Annotated in this window: 18 protein-coding genes; 6 read left to right on the forward strand and 12 right to left on the reverse strand. The window is 65.6% G+C overall.

The features are described from left to right. The 11 genes from G6N57_RS28460 to G6N57_RS28510 form a co-directional block, all read right to left on the reverse strand. A complete protein-coding gene (locus G6N57_RS28460; RefSeq protein ID WP_077743397.1) occupies nucleotides 1-495 on the reverse strand; it encodes a PPOX class F420-dependent oxidoreductase in 495 nt (164 codons plus the stop codon). Further along, on the reverse strand, nucleotides 495-1,403 hold the full coding sequence (locus G6N57_RS28465; protein WP_077743396.1) for a sigma-70 family RNA polymerase sigma factor: 909 nt from the start codon (nucleotides 1,401-1,403) through the stop codon (nucleotides 495-497). Before G6N57_RS28465 ends, G6N57_RS28460 begins: the two co-directional genes overlap by 1 nt. A gap of 36 nt (nucleotides 1,404-1,439) precedes the next feature. Then, nucleotides 1,440-1,778, reverse strand: coding sequence for a cupin domain-containing protein (locus tag G6N57_RS28470; RefSeq protein ID WP_077743583.1), 339 nt, complete (start codon nucleotides 1,776-1,778; stop codon nucleotides 1,440-1,442). Between the two features lie 16 nt (nucleotides 1,779-1,794). Further along, complete coding sequence (locus G6N57_RS28475) at nucleotides 1,795-3,213, reverse strand: NAD(P)/FAD-dependent oxidoreductase (RefSeq protein WP_077743582.1); 1,419 nt, start codon at nucleotides 3,211-3,213, stop codon at nucleotides 1,795-1,797. A 29-nt stretch (nucleotides 3,214-3,242) separates the two neighbouring features. Beyond that, the gene (locus tag G6N57_RS28480) at nucleotides 3,243-4,331 is read right to left on the reverse strand and encodes an ABC transporter ATP-binding protein (RefSeq protein WP_077743395.1); all 1,089 of its coding nucleotides are present in this window, start codon (nucleotides 4,329-4,331) and stop codon (nucleotides 3,243-3,245) included. Then, nucleotides 4,321-5,121: an ABC transporter permease gene (locus G6N57_RS28485; protein WP_077743394.1), complete on the reverse strand. Its 801-nt coding sequence runs from the start codon at nucleotides 5,119-5,121 to the stop codon at nucleotides 4,321-4,323. The genes G6N57_RS28480 and G6N57_RS28485 overlap by 11 nt, the downstream gene beginning before the upstream one ends. Then, nucleotides 5,118-6,005 carry an ABC transporter permease gene (locus tag G6N57_RS28490; RefSeq protein WP_077743393.1) on the reverse strand — a complete coding sequence of 296 codons (888 nt, stop codon included), beginning with the start codon at nucleotides 6,003-6,005 and terminating at the stop codon, nucleotides 5,118-5,120. Before G6N57_RS28490 ends, G6N57_RS28485 begins: the two co-directional genes overlap by 4 nt. 13 nt (nucleotides 6,006-6,018) lie before the next feature. After that, nucleotides 6,019-7,116 (reverse strand): ABC transporter substrate-binding protein, encoded by a 1,098-nt coding sequence (locus G6N57_RS28495; RefSeq protein ID WP_234815588.1) that lies wholly within the window; start codon nucleotides 7,114-7,116, stop codon nucleotides 6,019-6,021. A gap of 101 nt (nucleotides 7,117-7,217) precedes the next feature. Next, nucleotides 7,218-7,808, reverse strand: coding sequence for a type II toxin-antitoxin system RelB family anti-toxin (locus tag G6N57_RS28500; protein WP_077743391.1), 591 nt, complete (start codon nucleotides 7,806-7,808; stop codon nucleotides 7,218-7,220). Between the two features lie 237 nt (nucleotides 7,809-8,045). Further along, the gene (locus G6N57_RS28505) at nucleotides 8,046-9,194 is read right to left on the reverse strand and encodes an FAD-dependent oxidoreductase (protein WP_234815578.1); all 1,149 of its coding nucleotides are present in this window, start codon (nucleotides 9,192-9,194) and stop codon (nucleotides 8,046-8,048) included. Between the two features lie 33 nt (nucleotides 9,195-9,227). Then, the gene (locus G6N57_RS28510) at nucleotides 9,228-10,715 is read right to left on the reverse strand and encodes a gamma-aminobutyraldehyde dehydrogenase (protein WP_077743389.1); all 1,488 of its coding nucleotides are present in this window, start codon (nucleotides 10,713-10,715) and stop codon (nucleotides 9,228-9,230) included. A gap of 123 nt (nucleotides 10,716-10,838) precedes the next feature. Between G6N57_RS28510 and G6N57_RS28515 the strand changes: the two genes are divergently transcribed. The 3 genes from G6N57_RS28515 (at nucleotide 10,839) to G6N57_RS28525 (ending at nucleotide 13,805) form a co-directional block, all read left to right on the forward strand. Next, on the forward strand, nucleotides 10,839-11,351 hold the full coding sequence (locus tag G6N57_RS28515) for an Lrp/AsnC family transcriptional regulator (RefSeq protein ID WP_077743388.1): 513 nt from the start codon (nucleotides 10,839-10,841) through the stop codon (nucleotides 11,349-11,351). Then, on the forward strand, nucleotides 11,348-12,718 hold the full coding sequence (locus tag G6N57_RS28520) for an aspartate aminotransferase family protein (RefSeq protein WP_077743387.1): 1,371 nt from the start codon (nucleotides 11,348-11,350) through the stop codon (nucleotides 12,716-12,718). The genes G6N57_RS28515 and G6N57_RS28520 overlap by 4 nt, the downstream gene beginning before the upstream one ends. An 88-nt stretch (nucleotides 12,719-12,806) precedes the next feature. After that, nucleotides 12,807-13,805: an SMP-30/gluconolactonase/LRE family protein gene (locus G6N57_RS28525; protein ID WP_174814528.1), complete on the forward strand. Its 999-nt coding sequence runs from the start codon at nucleotides 12,807-12,809 to the stop codon at nucleotides 13,803-13,805. Here G6N57_RS28525 and G6N57_RS28530 read toward each other — a convergent pair. Then, complete coding sequence (locus G6N57_RS28530) at nucleotides 13,799-14,272, reverse strand: MarR family winged helix-turn-helix transcriptional regulator (protein ID WP_162564018.1); 474 nt, start codon at nucleotides 14,270-14,272, stop codon at nucleotides 13,799-13,801. The two genes, G6N57_RS28525 and G6N57_RS28530, sit on opposite strands and share 7 nt — an antisense overlap. Nucleotides 14,273-14,378: 106 nt before the next feature. Between G6N57_RS28530 and G6N57_RS28535 the strand changes: the two genes are divergently transcribed. From G6N57_RS28535 to G6N57_RS28545, 3 genes are all read left to right on the forward strand, one after another. Continuing rightward, complete coding sequence (locus tag G6N57_RS28535; protein ID WP_077743386.1) at nucleotides 14,379-15,314, forward strand: AraC family transcriptional regulator; 936 nt, start codon at nucleotides 14,379-14,381, stop codon at nucleotides 15,312-15,314. 115 nt (nucleotides 15,315-15,429) lie between these two features. Further along, the gene (locus G6N57_RS28540; RefSeq protein WP_234815577.1) at nucleotides 15,430-15,966 is read left to right on the forward strand and encodes a MarR family winged helix-turn-helix transcriptional regulator; all 537 of its coding nucleotides are present in this window, start codon (nucleotides 15,430-15,432) and stop codon (nucleotides 15,964-15,966) included. 480 nt (nucleotides 15,967-16,446) lie between these two features. Next, nucleotides 16,447-17,697, forward strand: a complete 1,251-nt coding sequence (locus tag G6N57_RS28545) for a hypothetical protein (protein ID WP_133118293.1) — start codon at nucleotides 16,447-16,449, stop codon at nucleotides 17,695-17,697. Nucleotides 17,698-17,873 lie beyond the last annotated feature (176 nt).

Here is a 17,873-nt window from a genome sequence, read left to right on the forward strand (position 1 = left end):
TCACGCCTGGGCGGGCGTGATCTCGATGTACGCCGTTGGTATCCCGGCCAGTTGGCTGCCGTAGTCGAGGCTGCGCTCGAACAGCTTCATCGGGGCACTCCAATTGGCCGCGATCACGGCTTCGGCGTGCGCGTGTTCGGCCTCGGGCAGAATCCGTGCCACTCCGGCAACGACGGGTCCAGTGGGCTTGCCCCGCAGATTGCTCGCCACCACAAGGACTTTCGGGTTGTTCCGGATGCGCTTGACCTTGCCGGTCGACGGGTCCGTGCGCACGTAGATCTTGCCGCCGGCCACACCGTGGTTGATCGGGCTGGGCATCGCCTCACCCGATCTCTTGAAGGTCACCAACACGATCTGGCGGTAGTTGTCGAATCCGGCGAAGTCCGATCCGGTCGGCGTCCCGATGTCGAAGGCGTCGCGGTGCCGCATCTTGTCCATGCCGCGGAACATCATCCGGCTGAACGTGTGGGCCAGCGTCCCGTGCTCGTTCGGCATCACTGCGCACCTCTCAACGGGGATCCGGTGAATTTGTCCGGGTTGGCGATATCCCACACCGCAGAGACCAAACCGTCCCGAACAGTGAAGATCGTGACCCGGGGCATCATCTCGGGATAGCCGTCGCCGGCGGGCGCACCTGTCGTGTAGAGACCCAATTGACCGTTGACAAGCGCGAATTGACTGCCCGCCAACCAATTCGGGCCGTACTTGTGGGACAGCCCGAGGATGAACCGGGCCACCTTGTCCGGACCGTGGATGACGCGGGCGGCGGTCGGGGCCCGACGGTTCGAATCGCCGGTGAACGTGACCTCGGGATGCAGCAACCGCACGACAGCTTCGAGTTCCCCCGACGCCAGGGCGGCCATCAACTCACCGGCCACCTGGTTGTGCAGATCGTCGGGCGACGACGGCGGCGGGTTGTCGGCGACCGCGCGGCGGGCCCGCGAGGCCAACTGGCGGGCCGATGCGTCGCTGACCCCGAGCACACCGGCGATCTCGCTGAACGGCACGCCGAACCCGTCGTGCAACACGAAGGCCACCCGCTGATCGGGGGTGAGCCGCTCCAACACCACCATCGCCGCGAACCGGGCGTCCTCCCCCGCCACCACCGCGTTGAGCGGGTCGTTCGTGTCGAGTCCGGTGACGACGGGCTCTGGCAGCCATTCCCCGTAATAGGCCTCGCGCCGGTGGGCCGCCGAGCGCAACCGGTCCAGGCCCAGCCTGCTCACCACGGTGGTCAGCCAGGCCCGCAGGTCAGCGATCGTGGTCTGGTTGGCTTCCCAGCGGATCCACGCATCCTGGACGATGTCCTCGGCGTCGGCGAAGGTTCCGGTGAGCCGGTAGGCCACAGCCAGCAGATGGGGCCGCAGCTCCTCGAACTCGCCGACCCGAGCGCTCGCGGTCATGGCCCCAGTTTAGGGCGGATCGAACGGGCGACGCCTTCAGGCACCCACCATGACGTAAGTCTTGCGGATCGCTTCCTTGACGAACCACGTTCCTCGCCAGCCCCGAGGCAGCACCAGCAGCGTGCCGGGGCCGATGTCGGCGCTCGTCCCGTCCTCACCGACAACCCTGCCGGAACCCGAGATGATGTGGCACACCTCGGTGGCACCGGACCGGTCCGCTGTGAACTCACCCGGACCGCATTCCCACACCCCGGTGTCGGTGACCGCATCGCCCCAGAGCTCCAACGAGGATTCCAGCTGACCGCTGACGCTCGTCGGTTTCGGCTGCGGCTCAGGCATTTCGACCGTGGCCGCGGCCACAGACAACAGGCTCACACTTGTCTCCATCGCTTCAGCGCCCCGTGATCTTGTTGGCGATGCGCGCCAGCCCGCTGGTGCCGGCGAGGCCGCGGGTGGACTCGCGCCGGTCAGCGGTGCGGTACAGCGCATACATGGCCTGCACCCCGAGCCAGCGCAATGGCTCCGGCTCCCACTTGCGGACCCGTCGCCCCACCCAGGGCAGCCGGGTGAGCGCGGTGTCGCGCCCGAGCACGAGGTCGGCAAGAGTGTGCCCGGCCAGGTTGGTGGTGGTCAGACCGCTGCCGACATAGCCGCCGGCGGTGCCGAGCCCGCTCGCCCGGTCGAAATCCACCGTGGCCGTCCAGTCGCGCGGCACGCCGAGCACACCACACCACGCGTGCTCGATCGGGACATCGCGGGTCGCCGGGAACATGTCGCGGACCAGCGCGCCGAGCGCCTCGATGGTCCATTGCTGGGTGGCCCCACGGTGATCGAGTGCCGAACCGAAGCGATAGGGAATCCCCCGGCCGCCCAGGGCAATTCGATTGTCCGCCGTGCGCTGGGCGTACATGTAGCCGTGCGCGTAGTCGCCGAGCAGTTCGGCACCCTTCCAGCCGACCTGGTCCAGCACCGAATCGGGCAACGGCTCGGTCACCACCATCGATGAGTTCATCGGCAGCCACGCCCGACGCTGGCCCGGCATGGTCGCGGTGAAGCCCTCAAGGCAGCGCAGCACGACGGGTGCCCGGACGTCGCCACGAGCCGTGATCGCCCGCCCCGGCTTGATGTCGGTCACCTCGGTCTGCTCATAGATGGCAACACCCATGCCCTCCACCACGCGGGCCAGACCCTGAACGAGCTTGGCCGGCTGTACCCGGGCGCAGTGCGGGGTGAACAGCGCACCCATGGCGCGTTCGACCCGGATACGGGCGTTGGATTCGTCGCCGGTCAGGACCACGAAGTCGTCCTCGGTCGCACCCCAGCTCCGCTCGTAGTCGAGCGATTCGCGAAGCCGACCCATCTGTGCCTGGTTGCGTGCCACATGCAGCACACCGTCCTTGACGACGTCGGCGTCGATACCCTCGGACTTCGTGACCCCGATGACCTCGTCGACCGCACCGCGCATGGCCCGCATGAGGTCGACGACGCCGTCATGCCCGTGGGTGGACGCGTAGGCGTCGCGGGAACCGGCGAGTTCGGCCGAGAGCCACCCACCGTTGCGGCCGGAGGCGCCGAACCCGGCGAACTCCTTCTCCAGCATGGCAATCCGGAGGTCGGGCTGCTCTCTCTTGAGGTAGTAGGCCGCCCACAAGCCGGTCAGGCCGGCCCCGACGATGCAGACGTCGGCTTCGAGCGAACCCGGCAGGGCGGGTCTTGATTCCGGCCAGCCCGCCGCCCGGTACCAGAACGACACACTGCCGTTCACGAAGTCATTGGCGAGACCGCTGGTCGTGCGACCGTCGGGGGACATCTTGGTTCTCCTGTACTCGGGGCTGTTGATCATTTGTCGGCGGGCAGGATGGTGGCAACCTCGGGATCGAAGGTCAACCAAACCTGTTGCCCCGCTTCGGTCGGCGTGATGCTGTCCGCGCTCTCGCGGACCAGTGCGACGGTGCCGTCGGGCAGGCTCACCTCGACCTTGCGTGAACTGCCGAGGTAGATCTCCTGAATCACCGTGCCGGGCACTGCATTGACGGCGGCGGGCTCGGCGTCCCCCGTGACGATGCGGATACGCTCCGGCCGCACCACGACGGCAACCGAATCACCGCGCGTCGATTCACCCTGGGCGGCCACGATCCGCCGGCCATAGGCGTTGACGATGCACTCGTCTTCGAGCTTTCCGTAGAACAGTGACGACTCGCCGAGGAAGCGGGCCACGAAGATGCTCTGCGGATGCTCGTAAAGGTCGGTCGGCGAACCGATCTGCTCGATGCGTGCTTTGTTGAACACTGCGATGCGGTCCGACAGGACCAGTGCCTCGTCCTGGTCGTGCGTGACGTAGACGAACGTGGTGCCGAGTTCGCCGTGAATGCGTTTGATCTCGAGTTGCAGCGAATCGCGCAGTTTCTTGTCCAGCGCGCCGAGCGGTTCGTCCATCAGCAGCACGCGTGGTTCGTAGACCATGGCCCGCGCGAAGGCGACGCGCTGTTGCTGACCACCGGACAGCTCTTTGGGCATCCGCTTGCCGTAGCCGTCGAGGCCGACCGTGCGCAGCGCGGCGGCCACCTTCTCGCGGCGCAGGGCCTTGGGCATCTTGCGCTGGCGCAGTGGATATTCCACGTTGTCGAACACCGTCATGTGCGGGAACAGCGCGTAATGCTGGAACACCATGCCGATGTCGCGCCGGTACGGCGGCAGATCCGCGACCGGCCGGCCGTCGATCAGCAACTCGCCCGACGTGACATCGGCGAAGCCGGCGATCATGTTCAGCGTGGTGGTCTTGCCCGACCCGCTGGGGCCGAGCAGGGTGAGAAACTCACCGGGCCGTGCATCGAGGTCGATGGCGTCGACGGCCTTTTCCGACCCGTAGGTCTTGGTCAGGCCGCGCAAGGTGATCGACGCACCGTGCGGGGTGTTGTCAGCGGACACGATTCCTCCTGCGCGAGTAGATGGCCGCGACGACGGTCAGGAATGTCGTCAGGGCGAGGATGAGGGTGGCAGCCGCAGCAATGGTGGGATCGGTGTCGCGCGTGACCGAGGCGTACATCTTGACCGGCAGCGTCTGCAGGTACGGGTTCTGGATGAACAGCGACAGGACGACCTCGTCGAAGCTCGTCGCGAACGCGAACAGCGCGCCCGAGAGCACCCCAGGGGCCACCAGTGGCAGGGTGACGGTCCGGAACGTGGTCCACCGGCCGGCACCGCAGATCGCGGCCGCGTCCTCCAGGCGCCGGTCGAATCCCTGCAGGCTGGCCATGACCGGCACGATGACGAACGGCAACGCCAACATGGTGTGCGCGACGACAAAGCCGAACAGGGTCCCAAGCAGGTTCAGCCTCAGGAACAACGCGTAGAGGCCGACGGCGACCACGATCACCGGAACAACCATGGGAGCCAACAGGAATGCACGTATGCCCTGCCGCCCGGCCAGCCGGGTACGGCTGAGCGCCACCGCCGCCGCCGTGCCGAACACGGTGGCGAAGACGGCCACCAGGATCCCGACCTCGAGGCTTGCCTTCAGTGCGGAGATCCACGCGGGATCCTCGAAGAAGGTGCGATACCAGCGCGTCGACCATCCGGTCGGCGGGAAGGCGAACGACGGCCGATCGGTGAAGCTGAGCGGCACCACGATCAACGACGGTGCGACCAACCACAAGCCGACCCCCGCACAGAACAACCCGAGCAGGACGTTCCAGAACGTCTTTGCATACCGTGTCATGCCGTGCGCTCCTTACGGTTTCGGCGCAACAGGTACAGCAGGGCAACCAGCACCAGGAACGTGACGAGCAGCAGAACCACACCCATCGCCCCTCCCTTGCCCCAGGCCAACAAGCTGGTGACCTGTACATAGATCTGCTGACTGATCAGGGCGTCGTCGGGAGCGCCGAGCAGCGCAGGTGTGACGTAGAAGCCGAGGCTGCTGATGAAAACCATCAGGCAGCCGGCCCCGACGCCGGGCAGCGACAGCGGAACCCAGATCCTGGCGAACGAGATGACCGGTCGCGCACCGAGACTCGACGATGCGAGGACGAGCCGTCGGTCGATGCCCGACATCACCGCATACAACGGCAGGACCATGAACGGCAACAGGATCTGGCTCATGCCGATGACCACACCCAAGTTGGTACGCAGCAGCGGCACACTGCCCAGCCCGACGAACGACAGCAGGGTTTGGAGCGGCCCGCCGTCCTCAAGCAGGATCACCCAGGCGAAGGTGCGCACCATCAGGCTGGTCCAGAACGGAACCAGCACGATGAGGGTCAGCGCGATCCGGACCGTGGGCCCGAACGCGACCATGGCGTACGCGTAGGGATAGCCGAGCACCAGGCAGATCACCGTGACTTCGAGGCCCGTGGTGAACGTGCGCAACAGCACACCGCGCTGCACGGAATCGCCCAGGTACCAGGTGAAATTGCCGAAGCCGAGTTCCGGGTCGCTGAACGCCTGCCAGAACATGATGGCCAGCGGCAGTCCGAATACCCCGACGACCAGCAGAACCGACGGCGCCAACAAACCGATATCGCCCAGCCTCCGACCGGAGGTGGTGGGGGCGGCCTGGGTCTTGGGTGGCGCTCCGCCCGCCAGAACATCGACCATCGTCATGGAACGAGACCTCCTAGCCCGCGAGCCAGGACGTGTACTTGTTGGCGATTTCTTCCTGGTGTTCGGCCCAGTACGCGAGATCCAGTGGGAACCGGTCCTTTTCCCGTTCCGGAGTGGTGGTCAGGTACGACCGGGCCAGGTCGTCCAGTTGTGGCTTGGCATCGATGTTGATCGGGCTGTAGGAGGTCAACTCGGCAAGCTTGGCCTGCTGCTGGGCGCCGAGGTAGAAGTTGATGAGCGCCATGGACGCCTTGGGATTCTTGGCGCCGACGGGAACGGCGATCGTATCGGCCTCGGGCATCCACTGGTCCCAGATCGGAGCGAACGGCGCCCCGTTCTTGACCGCCGAGTACGCGCGACCGCTCCACACCAACGCCATGTCGACCTGGCCGGACTCGATGAGCTGTTGGGACTGTGCGCCGGTGGTCCAGAAGATGGTGTCGTTACGGATGCTGTTCATCTTGGCCAGCGCGCGGTCCATGTCGATCGGGTAGATCGCGTCCGAGGCGACCCCGTCGGCGAGCAGCGCGCCCTCGAGGACGCCGGGGTCGAGTTCACCGGGCACGCCTTCGATCGCCCGCTTACCCGGGAACTTCGCGGTGTCGTAGAAATCGGCCCACGTCTTCGGCGGGTTCGCCCCGTACTTCTTGGTGTTGTAGACCACGATCAGTCCGTAACCCATTGCGGGGACCGAACAGTCGTCGGTCTTGGTGCCCGCGGGCAACTTGCTGATGTCGACGATGCTGGTGTCCAGCGGCATGAACAGGGTCCCGCAATTCTTGGCGGTGAACACGTTGGTGCTGTCCACCACATCCCAGGTCACGTTCTTGGAGTCGACCTGAGCCTTGATCTTCGAGTTCTCAGTAGGCCCGTCCTGCAACACCTTTGCGCCGGACTGCGCGGCGAACGGCTCGATCGCCGCCTTGGTCTGCCCGTCCTGGAAGATGCCGCCGTACGACACGAACGTCAGGGTAATGCCTTTGAGGGCGCCGTCTTTGACGGTCCCGGCCTGTGGCGGGCCGCTGCCCAGATCGACGTCGGCCGCTTGGCCGGGACCCGCAGGCGTACACGCGGAGGCCAGGAGGGCTCCGGTAGCGATCAAGGCGGACACACTACGAGCGGCAGGCGACATCTTCATTGGGGATCTCCTTTGGATCTGGGCGGAAAGGTGTTCGCGGACATGGGCACATCCGCAACGGGACGAGCGGCCCGTCAAGTCGGCCAGTCGGTAGGGGGACTGACGATCCAGATGAGCTCGACCGGCGCGTCACTCAGGTTGTGCACGGTGTGCGGCATGGACGTGCGGTACTCCGCGCTGTCCCCCGGCTCCAGCACATAACGCTCGCCGTCGAGTTCCAGGGTCGGGGTTCCGGCGATGACAATCAGGATCTCCTGTGCGTCACCGTGCACATAGGCATCGCCCGCGCTCGACCCGGGCGACAGTTCACCCGCGTAAACCTCGAGGTTTCGCAGCGGCTTTTGTGACAGAAGGTATTTCGAGCTCAGTTCGGACACCTCGATGGTCGGCCGCGCCGCCTTCCGCAGGATGCGGACGTCGGTGACCTCGTCGTCGGTGAACAAGTCGGGCAACACGATGCCGAGCGACTGCGCCAGACGACGCAGGGTTCCGACGCTCGCGTTGACCTGCCCGCGCTCCACCTCACTGAGAAAGCCCGGGGAGATACCGGCACGATCGGCCAACTGTCGAAGAGACATCTTCCGCGCGGTCCGGAACTGGCGAATCCGGGCTCCGACCACGGTGTCTGCCGCTTCAGCGGGATCAGGCTCGACGGTCGCACTCATGGCGAAACATCCGTTCGTCTCAAAAGAGCAAGAGGATTGTGGCGAGCGAACACTTTGTTCGCTCAAGCCGAACCCTATGTCCGTTGAGGGCGGCCCGCAAGGCTTCGATCACATCTTTCAAGAATTGCGATCCAGGCCACACCTATGTGGTTATCGTCAATCTCTCGGCGAATCTCCAACGATTACCGTCGCGAAAATCGCCTTTGACAACCGACATCGTGGCTGCCGCGTGGGCGCCTAATGCCTGCCGAGCACGTGTGGGCCGGTGCGCTCGGGCGCGCCGGCCGCGAAGCGCGCCAGCGACCATTGGGCGATATCCGGGTCCGGCATTCGCCCCTCTGCCAGGTCGGCGAGCACCTCGCCCATCAGCGCGGAGTACTTGAAACCCTCCCCTGAGTCGCCGCATGCCACGACGATTGCGCCCTCGAGCCGGTCGACGATGAACTTGCCGTCGGGAGAGTCGGTCCAACTGCAGACCTGAGCATTGAGCACGGTCGGAACCACTGCGGGGATGTCGGTCCGCACCCGATCGCGGAGCACCTCGGACCGCCCAACGTCAGGCGTCCGGTCGACGTCGCCGGCCCGGTAGTCCCGCAACGGTGCGTCCAGACCGATCTTGTACCCGGCACCGGGCGACGGCATGGCATAGACACCGGGACGGTCAGCCGACGGCCCATCGAACAGACATGGAAAGTCGTCGGTGGCAGCAGGATTCGCCGGGTCTCCGAAGTACACGACCTGTTCCAGATACGGGTGCAGCGACAGGTCGAGGCCCAGCGGCGACAGCAGCGGCGCCGCTCCCGGCCCAGCCGCGATCACCGCGACATCGGCATCGATGATGTCGCCATCTGACAGCACCACGCGGACACCGTTGGCGGCATTCTCGACGCGGGCCACATCACGCTCGAGAAGTGTTGCGCCGGGGGCACTCTGGAAGAGAGTCAGCTGAGCCCGCAGCGATGTTTCGGCGAGCACGACACCGGCCACCGGCTGCCAGAGGGCATCACGCCCGTCGCCCCGTAGCCCGGGGAAGAACCGGTCCACGTCGCCGGGCGCCACACATGTATAGGCGACACCAAGGGCCGTCAATGTCGACTCCACGGCGGGCAGCGACTCGTCGTCGCGCCACAGCAGCCCACGGGTGAGGAACACGGGTGTTCCCGCCCGCTCGGTGAGACGCCGCATCGCGTCGACACCGCGCTGCGCCGTCCGCACCCGCATCGGGTCAGGGTCGGCGAGCCGCCACAATCGGGTCGATCCCGCCGAGGACGACAGTCCGTTGAGCGGGCCGTAGCGGTCGATCAGCGTCACCCGATGTCCGCGGCGGGCGAGCTCAGCGGCGGCGGGCAACCCCCAAGCACCCGCCCCGATGACCGCGCACGTCATGACCACCTCGGAAAAAACCTTTCGGCCGGATACTCAGCGCTTGGTGAAAATCGTTCGGTGCCATTCTTTTTCGGCCACACCCGTGATGTCGCTCATCACATGCTTGATGGTGAGGTACTCCTCGAACGAATAGTCGCTCATGTCCTTGCCGAAGCCCGACGCCCCGACACCGCCGTGCGGCATCTCGCTGATGATCGGGATGTGGTCGTTGATCCACACGCAGCCGGCGTTGATCTCGCGGGAGGCCCGTTGCGCCCGGTACACGTCCCGCGTCCAGGCCGAGGCCGCCAGGCCGTATTCGGTGTCGTTGGCCTGCCGGATCGCGTCGTCATCGTCGGTGAACGACCGCACGGTCAACACCGGGCCGAAGATCTCACCGCGGTACACCTCGGAGGTCTCGGCGACATCGGCGATCAGGGTGGGCCGGTAGAACGAGCCGGGCAGGTCGGGGACCACACCGCCGGTGACGACGCGACCGCCCTGCTCAGGCGCCCGGGCCACCATGCCCGCCACCTTGTCGCGGTGCGCGAAGGAGATCAGCGGGCCCAGGTCCGTGTCGGGGTCGTGGGGGTCGCCGACGACGATCTTGCTCATCACCTCGGCCACCCCGGCGACGAAGTCGTCGTACAGGTCACGGGAGACGATCGCCCTGGTGGCGGCCGTGCAGTCCTGGCCGGTGTTGATCAGGGCACCGGCCACCGCACCCTGGATCGCGGCATCCAGGTCGGCGTCGTCGAACACCACGAACGGTGCCTTGCCACCCAACTCGAGCTGGGTGCGGTGTCCGTGCACCGCGGCCGCGGCCATCACCTTGCGGCCGACGGCGGTGGATCCGGTGAAGGTGACGACGTCGACGTCGCGGTGCCCGGCGAGGGCGGTGCCCACGTCAGCGCCACCTCCGGTGACGACGTTGAACACGCCGTCGGGCAGGCCGGCCTCGGTCGCGAGTCGCGCCAGGGTGAGGGTGGTCAGTGGAGTGATCTCGGCGGGCTTGATCACGACGGAGCACCCGGCAGCCAGCGCTGGGATGACCTTCCACACCGCCATCTGCAGCGGATAGTTCCACGGCGTGATCGTGGCGACGACGCCGACGGCTTCCCGACGGATGCTGGAGGTGTGGTCACCGGAGTACTCCGCGGTGGCCTTGCCCTCCAGATGGCGGGCCGCGCCGGCGAAGAAGTCGATGTTGTCCACGCTGCCGGGGACGTCGAACTCGGTGGCCAGACGTACCGGCTTGCCGGTCTGGCTGACTTCCTCGGCGATCAGCTGATCGGCGTGCTCATCGGCGAGTTTCGCCAGCTTGGCCAGTACCGCCGACCGTTCGGCCGGGGTCGCCTTCGACCAGGCGGGGAACGCCGTGCGGGCCGCGTTCACGGCGTCGTCCACATCGGCGGGAGTAGCCAGGGCGTAGTCGGCAACAGGTCTGCCGGTGGCCGGGTCGATGATCTGATGAGTGCCCCCTGCGGTCGTCACAGGTGCACCGTTGATCCAGCTGCTCGTCACATTCACTGCCACGCTCATGGAGCCCCACGGTAACCGATGAGTCATCCGATCTCTACGCAATCCCGCGCTGAGGCCCGGTTCAAACGAGGGATTTCATCGATTCGGTTGCCCTAAACGACGGATTCCGTGCACAATCGGTGCATGACCAACCCTGATGGTCCCGACCTTCAGGCCGTTCCACTGCGCGTGAGCAATTCTCGCACCGCCTTTCAACTCGACGAACTGTCGAAGGCGATCATCGAGAAGCTGCAGGCCGACGGCCGCCGTTCGTATGCCGGAATCGGTAAGGCCGTTGGCCTGTCCGAAGCCGCGGTGCGCCAACGCGTCCAGCGCATGGTCGACGCCGGCGTCATGCAGATCGTCGCGGTGACCGATCCGCTGCAACTCGGGTTCGCCCGACAGGCGATGATCGGCATCCGCTGCACCGGCGACACCCTGAAGCTGGCAGAGAAGCTCTCCGCCATCGAAGCCGTGGACTACGTCGTGCTGACGGCCGGATCCTTCGACGCCATCTGCGAGGTGGTCTGCGAAGACGACGACAGCTTGCTCGAACTACTCAACACGCAGATCCGTTCATTGCCGGGAGTGATAACCACCGAAACCCTCGTCTACCTGAAACTCGTCAAACAGCAATACAATTGGGGAACTCGATGAGCGTCACCGAAAAATCCGATCTGGCATCAAAAGCCAACCGCCACCTGTGGGGGCACTTCGCCCGCCACGGGGAAGGCATCACACCGCCGATCATCACCCGCGGCGAAGGTGTTCACATCTTCGACGACAAGGGCAAGAGTTACATCGACGGCCTGTCCGGCCTCTTCGTCGTCCAGGTCGGCCACGGCCGCAAGGAACTTGCCGAAGCCGCGGCCAAGCAGGCCGAGAAACTGTCCTTCTTCCCGCTGTGGTCCTACGCCACACCGCCGGCCATCGAACTGGCCGAACGCGTCGCCAACTACGCACCGGGCGATCTGAACCGGGTGTTCTTCACCACCGGCGGCGGAGAAGCCGTCGAAAGCGCGTGGAAACTGGCCAAGCAGTACTTCAAGCTGACCGGAAAACCCGGTAAGCACAAGGTGGTTTCGCGTGCCATCGCCTACCACGGCACCCCGCAGGGCGCCCTGGCGATCACCGGCATCCCGGCGTTCAAGGCGCCGTTCGAGCCGCTGACTCCCGGCGGTTTCCGCGCACCGAACACCAACTTCTACCGCGCACCCGCCGAATATGCCCACGATGAAAAGGTTTTCGGCCGCTACTGCGCCGACCGGATCGCCGAGGCCATCGAGTTCGAGGGTCCCGACACCGTGGCCGCGGTGTTCCTCGAACCGGTACAGAACGCCGGCGGCTGCTTCCCGCCGCCGCCCGGATACTTCGAGCGGGTCCGCGAGATCTGCGACGAGTACGACGTCCTGCTGGTGTCCGACGAGGTGATCTGCGCGTACGGCCGCATCGGCTCGATGTTCGCCTGCGACGATTTCGGCTACGTGCCCGACATCATCACCAGCGCCAAGGGCCTGACGTCGGGCTACTCACCGCTGGGCGCGATGGTGGCCAGCGACCGCCTGTTCGAACCGTTCAACGACGGCAAGACCACCTTCGGCCACGGCTACACCTTTGGCGGCCACCCGGTTTCGGCCGCAGTCGCCATGGCCAACCTCGACATCTTCGAGCGCGAGGGCATCAATGCCCACGTCAAGGAGGCCGCCCCGGCGTTCCGGGCCACCCTGGAGAAGCTGTACGACCTGCCGATTGTCGGCGATGTCCGCGGTGAGGGCTTCTTCTACGGCATCGAACTGGTCAAGGACAAGGCCACCAAGGAGACGTTCAACGACGAAGAGTCCGAGCGTCTGCTGCGTGGGTTCCTGACCCCGGCGCTGTGGGAGGCCGGGCTGTACTGCCGCGCCGACGACCGTGGCGACCCAGTGATCCAGCTGGCGCCGCCGCTGATCAGCGGGCAGGCCGAGTTCGACGCGATCTACGAAATCCTGCACGGTGTGCTCACCGAGGCGGGAAAGCTGCTGTAATCAGCGCCCGTCGCGCGAAACGGTATTCCGGCAGAACGAGTTCGAGTAACCGTCTGCCGGAATACCGTTTCGGCGGCAGACTGGCACCGTGCCACACAAGCCGCCCATCGATCCGGTCCGCTGGACTCCGCCTCCCATCGACCCGCTGCCCGAGTTCGGGCCCGCAGAACTGACCGTCGTGCCGATGCCGGGCGAGGGACCCGAGGACGTCGTCGCCGACGAATCCGGACAGCTGTGGACCGGGCTGGTGGACGGACGGATCGTACGCGTCTCCCCCGATGGCACCGCTGCCGTCATCGCCGATACCGGCGGACGCCCCCTCGGCTTGCACGTGGCACGCGACGGGCGAGTCCTGGTCTGCGACAGCCACCGCGGGCTACTGGCACTGGACCCGACCTCCGGCGCACTGTCGACACTCGTCGAATCGATCAACGGGAGACAACTGAAGTTCTGCTCGAACGTCACCGAAACAGCCGACGGAACAATCTATTTCACCGAGTCAACCAGCCGCTTTCGGTTCGAACACTTCGACGGCGCCATCATGGAGGCCCGCGGCACCGGTGGCCTCTACCGACTGTCCACCGACGGCTCTGTCGCCACCCTCGTCGAAGGCCTGTACTTCGCCAACGGAGTCACCGTCACCGCCGACGGATCGGCACTGGTGTTCGCCGAAACCCAGGGGCGCCGGTTGTCCAAGTACTGGCTGACCGGCCCGCAGGCCGGCACCGCAACACCGCTGGCGGTGAATCTGCCCGGCATGCCGGACAACATCTCCACCGGATCGGACGGGCGAATCTGGGTCGCGATGGTGAGCCCGATCATCCCCGCGGCCGAGCGGCTGGCGCCACTGGCCCCCGCACTGCGCCGGATGCTGTGGCGGCTACCGAAACCCCTGCTGCCGAAAATCAAGTCCCAGGTGTGGGTGGTGGCGTTCGACGCCGATACCGGACGAGCTGTCAGCGGTATCCAGATGCGGCACAAGGACTTCGGTGTCGTCACCGGGGTCGTCGAGGCCGATGGTCGGTTGTGGATGTCGAGTATCGAGTTCCCCGCGTTGGCCTACACCGATATCGGGAGCACCTACTGACGCCGCGGGCGCCTCAGCGCGTCATTGATCCGTCTGGCGCCTACGCCGATCGCCGTCACCTGGTCGCGGGTCAGGGGCGCCAGATAGTGCCGCCGAACCAGCACCGCGTAAGTCCGCACCACGGGCGTCAGGTAATCCCGCCCCTGCCTGGTGATCCCGACGACGACGCCTCGACCGTCTTCACGACTCCGGAACCGCCGAACCAGACCGCGCTCCTCCAACCGGCGTACCTGCCACGTCACCCGGCTGGGTGCGAGAACCAGAGTCTCTGCCAGCACGCCCATCCGGACCCACCGGTGCGAGCCGTTGTTGAGCAGAATCAACAGATGCACGTCAGGAACCGAGAGATCGTATTGGGCAGTCAACGCGGCGTTGATTTCCCGGTAGAGCAGTTCAGCTGATTCCCCGAAGCGCTTCCACGTCCGCCACTCGTCGTGGCTGAGATCTTCAACCTCGAATGCCAGCATTGACCCGAACCTCTCCTTCGCCTGACGCACTCGAGATCTCAGCCCACACAGCGAATCCGGTCTATGCGGATTGGGACAGACCGGTCGCGCCCTACACTGCTGGTTCATGGACGTGCCGGTGGTCCGAACCCGGATCACGCAACTCGAGGATCTGAGCGACGCGGTCGCCGACGCTGGCCTCAGCGCGTTCCAGATGTCCCGTGAAGCGCCCAGTGGAAACCTGGTACATGCCGCGCACGACGGCATCGCGTTCAGTACAGGCCGCTTCGACAGCCGGGTACAGATCCGTGGGCCGCTGTCCGAGGACGCACTGTCGATCGCGGTCGGCCTGCAGATCCCGCCACGCAACCGCCTGCTCCTACGAGAGATCGACTCGGGCGTCGTGACGGTGTTTCGCCCCGGTGACGAACAAGAGGCATTTCACGACGTGAACTCGCTCTACGCCGTGGTTTCCCTCAGCGAGGAGATGTTGGAACGCGAGGCAGAGCGGCACGGAATGAGACTTTCCCTCAAGACATTTCGGCACACTGCCATCCACCCTCAGCCGCTGGCCCGGGCACATCTGACCGCGATCTCGTCGTTCCTGACCCGCCTCCATCAGGACGGCAGCCAGACCCAACTTCGCTCCGGCGCATTCGCCGACATCGTTACGGCGTTCATCGGCCATTTCACCCAGACGCCAGCCACTCTGCCAGTTCGCCAGCTCCGGCAGCGGCAGCGGATCGTCGAGTTCACCCGGACGCACATCGACCAGAATCTCGATCGCCGACTGGATATCGAAGGACTCGCCCGGCGGGCAGGCGTGTCCCGGCGGACCCTGGCCCGGTCGTTCGACGAAACGATCGGCGAGTCACCGCAGTCGTACATCGCGCGAATGCGCCTGCACCGCATCCGGTCCGACCTGCTCGCGGGCAGCCATCCGGGGATCACGATCGCCGACGTATCCAACCGGTGGGGCATCAGCGAACTCGGCCGTATGTCGGCCCGGTACCGCGGCTGGTTCGGCGAACTGCCGTCGCAGACACTGCGCCGGAGTCCATGAGCAAACCTTTGAGTTGCGCAATTCCCTCGACGAAGAGCGAGAAAACGCCTTATGGTGTGAGGCCTCAAGATCAATACATCAGCCAGGAGTTGCTGCATCTTGTCGGGAGATGTTTGTGGCGAGCGTTGAAAAGGCGGGCCATGAGGCTCGCAATCGAGTGGGGCGCAACGAGTCTGCAGCTGCGTGGGCAGATGCCGACGATCTCGAGAGCCTCAGTTGGCACGTCTATCTGGACACCGCGATCCGCGCGTACCACGCGCTCAACCGGGCGTTGCACACCGCTCACGCGCTGTCGTTGTTGGACGTCATCCTTCTCGATTTTCTGATGAAGTCCCCTGACGGCACGGCACGCATGGGCGACCTGGCTCAGGCCGTGGTCCTGATGCCGGGACGGGTGACCCAACAGGTTCGCCGCCTGGAGGCGCAAGGGCTGCTTCGGCGCACCACCAGCGAGCGCGACCGGCGGAGCGTGCTCGCCCAGATCACTCCCGCCGGCCGTTCTCGAATGCGCCTCGCGCTGCGCACGTACGCGGCCTGGGTTCGGATCCACTACCTCGATCCGCTGTCGCGTCGGCAGTTGACCGCCATCGGCGACAGCTGCCGGCGGATCAGCACCGGACTCAGAGAATTCGGCATGCCAGGAAGCCAGTAGCCGCGCACGAAGCGACCACCTGCATTTATTCGCAGGCGCGCCGGCTCACGGGGTAGCGACGGTCAAACATGCCAGAGGAAGGTTCGCACCACGGTTGCCACTCCCACTAGCACGGCCCCCAGCTAACGACACCCAAAAACGATCATGACTCACCTCGGCGCGCATGCAGTCAACCCACTTGGTGACATATCTCCAGGTAAACAGTCATTGATCGGCCCGGTGGCAAATTTCAACCCTCGATAGAACGAGTTCTAGAACACGGCACAGTAGTTGCGTTCTTAAATATCGGCCGAACGGTTTCTCATTGCTGACGCTCGCGTAGATCTGCCCTGATCAGCGGGATCTGCGCACACGGAGGCTTGCCGCGCGCCGCCACGTGGCGACAGGTTGGAAAGTAGCCATGAATTCATGCGGTTTCATCAGGTTCCTCTCAGGTACGTTCTGCGTGTCCAAGATCACACCTTCGAAGGAGGTGGCCCCATGCACGTAGCCGCACGGTCCTATCTGACGACCGGCGCCGCGCTCGTCGGCGCCGGAGCCATAGCGGTATCGCCGCTTGCACCTGTTTCGCCTGCAGTGCCGGAAATGTTCACCCCGACAACGCAATCCACCGCTGTCGACCTCACCGCCGCGGCCAATCCGATCGTGGCATGGTCCACAGTCCTCACGGAGGCTTTCGGCAACACGGCCCGGATCGCCGACGCTCTCGTCAGTGACCCGGCGCCCATCCTCCGCCAGGTGATCACCAACGACATCGGTTACGCCACGCTTGTGGGGACCGCGCTGGCAGGCGCCGTGTCAGGGCTGGCCACCGGTCTCACCACCGCCCTTCCCGCGGCGCTCCAGACGGTGGTCGATGACATCAACGCGGGTGACTACCAGCAGGCCGGGCTTGACGCCATGAACGTCATCTATTCGGTTGTCCCAGCCGCATTCGCGTTGCTGGGACTGGCGTCGATCGCCCCCACGATCACCCAGAACCTCGCCGATGCCACCCAAGCCGCGGTGGGCGGCGTGGTGGGCGGGTTCGTTCCCCTCCTCGGCACTATCCAGGGCACGCTCGCCGCGGTCGGGGTCACCGCCCAGTCTGTGGCCGATTCCTTGGAGAGCGGCGATATCGCGGACGCTGTCCTACACCTCGTGAACACACCGGCGACATTGACCGGCGCCGTACTCAACGGCTACACGTACGAGTTCTACGGGTCACCGACGACATCCTGGGGCCTGCTCTCGTATGACCCAGCGGCGTTCAAGGCCGGCAGCATTCCCGCCTTCCTGGTCAACCTCCCGCGCGCAGTCAGGGACGCGATCAAGCCTGCCTCCACCCTGGCGGCCGCGTCCGGCGACGCCGTGACCCTCGACGTCGCAGCCGACCCGGCGGCCGAGAAAGCCGTGGCGCCAACTGAACTCGCGGAAGCTGAGCAGGCTCCCGTGGCCGAAGAAACGCCGGCGCCGGCAGCGCGCCAACTGGTACGCGGCGGGCCGGTCGGAACGCCGGGTGAGGGTGCGGCAACCGGCACTCCGCCCGGCGCCCAGCAGGCTCAGGCGGCGGTGAAGAAGGTCGCCACCTCGGTATCCGACACGGTGGACTCCGCTGTCTCGAAGCTGAAGAAGGGTTTCAAGAACGGCTTCACGAAGCCCGCCAAGGCAGGCAAGCACGCCAAGACGGTGAAGGCCGAAAAGTCGGACAACGCTTCCAACAGTGCGGGGGGTGGAGATAGCGCCAGCTGATCCTTCACCTCCGGTCGGCCCCCTTTCCTCCAAGGGGGCCGACCCATGTGTCCGGCCATAACGTTGACAGCTGGTTTATCGTTTGTGCAGGGGGACGGCTCCTTCGGTGGTGTGATCTTGGACAATCGCGCTTAACGGCTTGGTTCCGTCCCCCGCCCCATGCCTTGAACATGATC

It is taken from the genome of Mycolicibacterium boenickei (assembly GCF_010731295.1).
Taxonomy (GTDB): Bacteria; Actinomycetota; Actinomycetes; order Mycobacteriales; family Mycobacteriaceae; genus Mycobacterium; species Mycobacterium boenickei.

What these genes read in the sequence shown, in the direction of transcription:
- G6N57_RS28460 (WP_077743397.1), bottom strand. Translation starts at nt 495, where the DNA reads ATGCCGAACGAGCACGGGACGCTGGCCCACACGTTCAGCCGGATGATG.
- G6N57_RS28465 (WP_077743396.1), bottom strand. Translation starts at nt 1,403, where the DNA reads ATGACCGCGAGCGCTCGGGTCGGCGAGTTCGAGGAGCTGCGGCCCCAT.
- G6N57_RS28475 (WP_077743582.1), bottom strand. Translation starts at nt 3,213, where the DNA reads ATGTCCCCCGACGGTCGCACGACCAGCGGTCTCGCCAATGACTTCGTG.
- G6N57_RS28485 (WP_077743394.1), bottom strand. Translation starts at nt 5,121, where the DNA reads ATGACACGGTATGCAAAGACGTTCTGGAACGTCCTGCTCGGGTTGTTC.
- G6N57_RS28490 (WP_077743393.1), bottom strand. Translation starts at nt 6,005, where the DNA reads ATGACGATGGTCGATGTTCTGGCGGGCGGAGCGCCACCCAAGACCCAG.
- G6N57_RS28500 (WP_077743391.1), bottom strand. Translation starts at nt 7,808, where the DNA reads ATGAGTGCGACCGTCGAGCCTGATCCCGCTGAAGCGGCAGACACCGTG.
- G6N57_RS28505 (WP_234815578.1), bottom strand. Translation starts at nt 9,194, where the DNA reads ATGACGTGCGCGGTCATCGGGGCGGGTGCTTGGGGGTTGCCCGCCGCC.
- G6N57_RS28510 (WP_077743389.1), bottom strand. Translation starts at nt 10,715, where the DNA reads ATGAGCGTGGCAGTGAATGTGACGAGCAGCTGGATCAACGGTGCACCT.
- G6N57_RS28515 (WP_077743388.1), top strand. Translation starts at nt 10,839, where the DNA reads ATGACCAACCCTGATGGTCCCGACCTTCAGGCCGTTCCACTGCGCGTG.
- G6N57_RS28520 (WP_077743387.1), top strand. Translation starts at nt 11,348, where the DNA reads ATGAGCGTCACCGAAAAATCCGATCTGGCATCAAAAGCCAACCGCCAC.
- G6N57_RS28530 (WP_162564018.1), bottom strand. Translation starts at nt 14,272, where the DNA reads ATGCTGGCATTCGAGGTTGAAGATCTCAGCCACGACGAGTGGCGGACG.
- G6N57_RS28535 (WP_077743386.1), top strand. Translation starts at nt 14,379, where the DNA reads ATGGACGTGCCGGTGGTCCGAACCCGGATCACGCAACTCGAGGATCTG.
- G6N57_RS28545 (WP_133118293.1), top strand. Translation starts at nt 16,447, where the DNA reads ATGCACGTAGCCGCACGGTCCTATCTGACGACCGGCGCCGCGCTCGTC.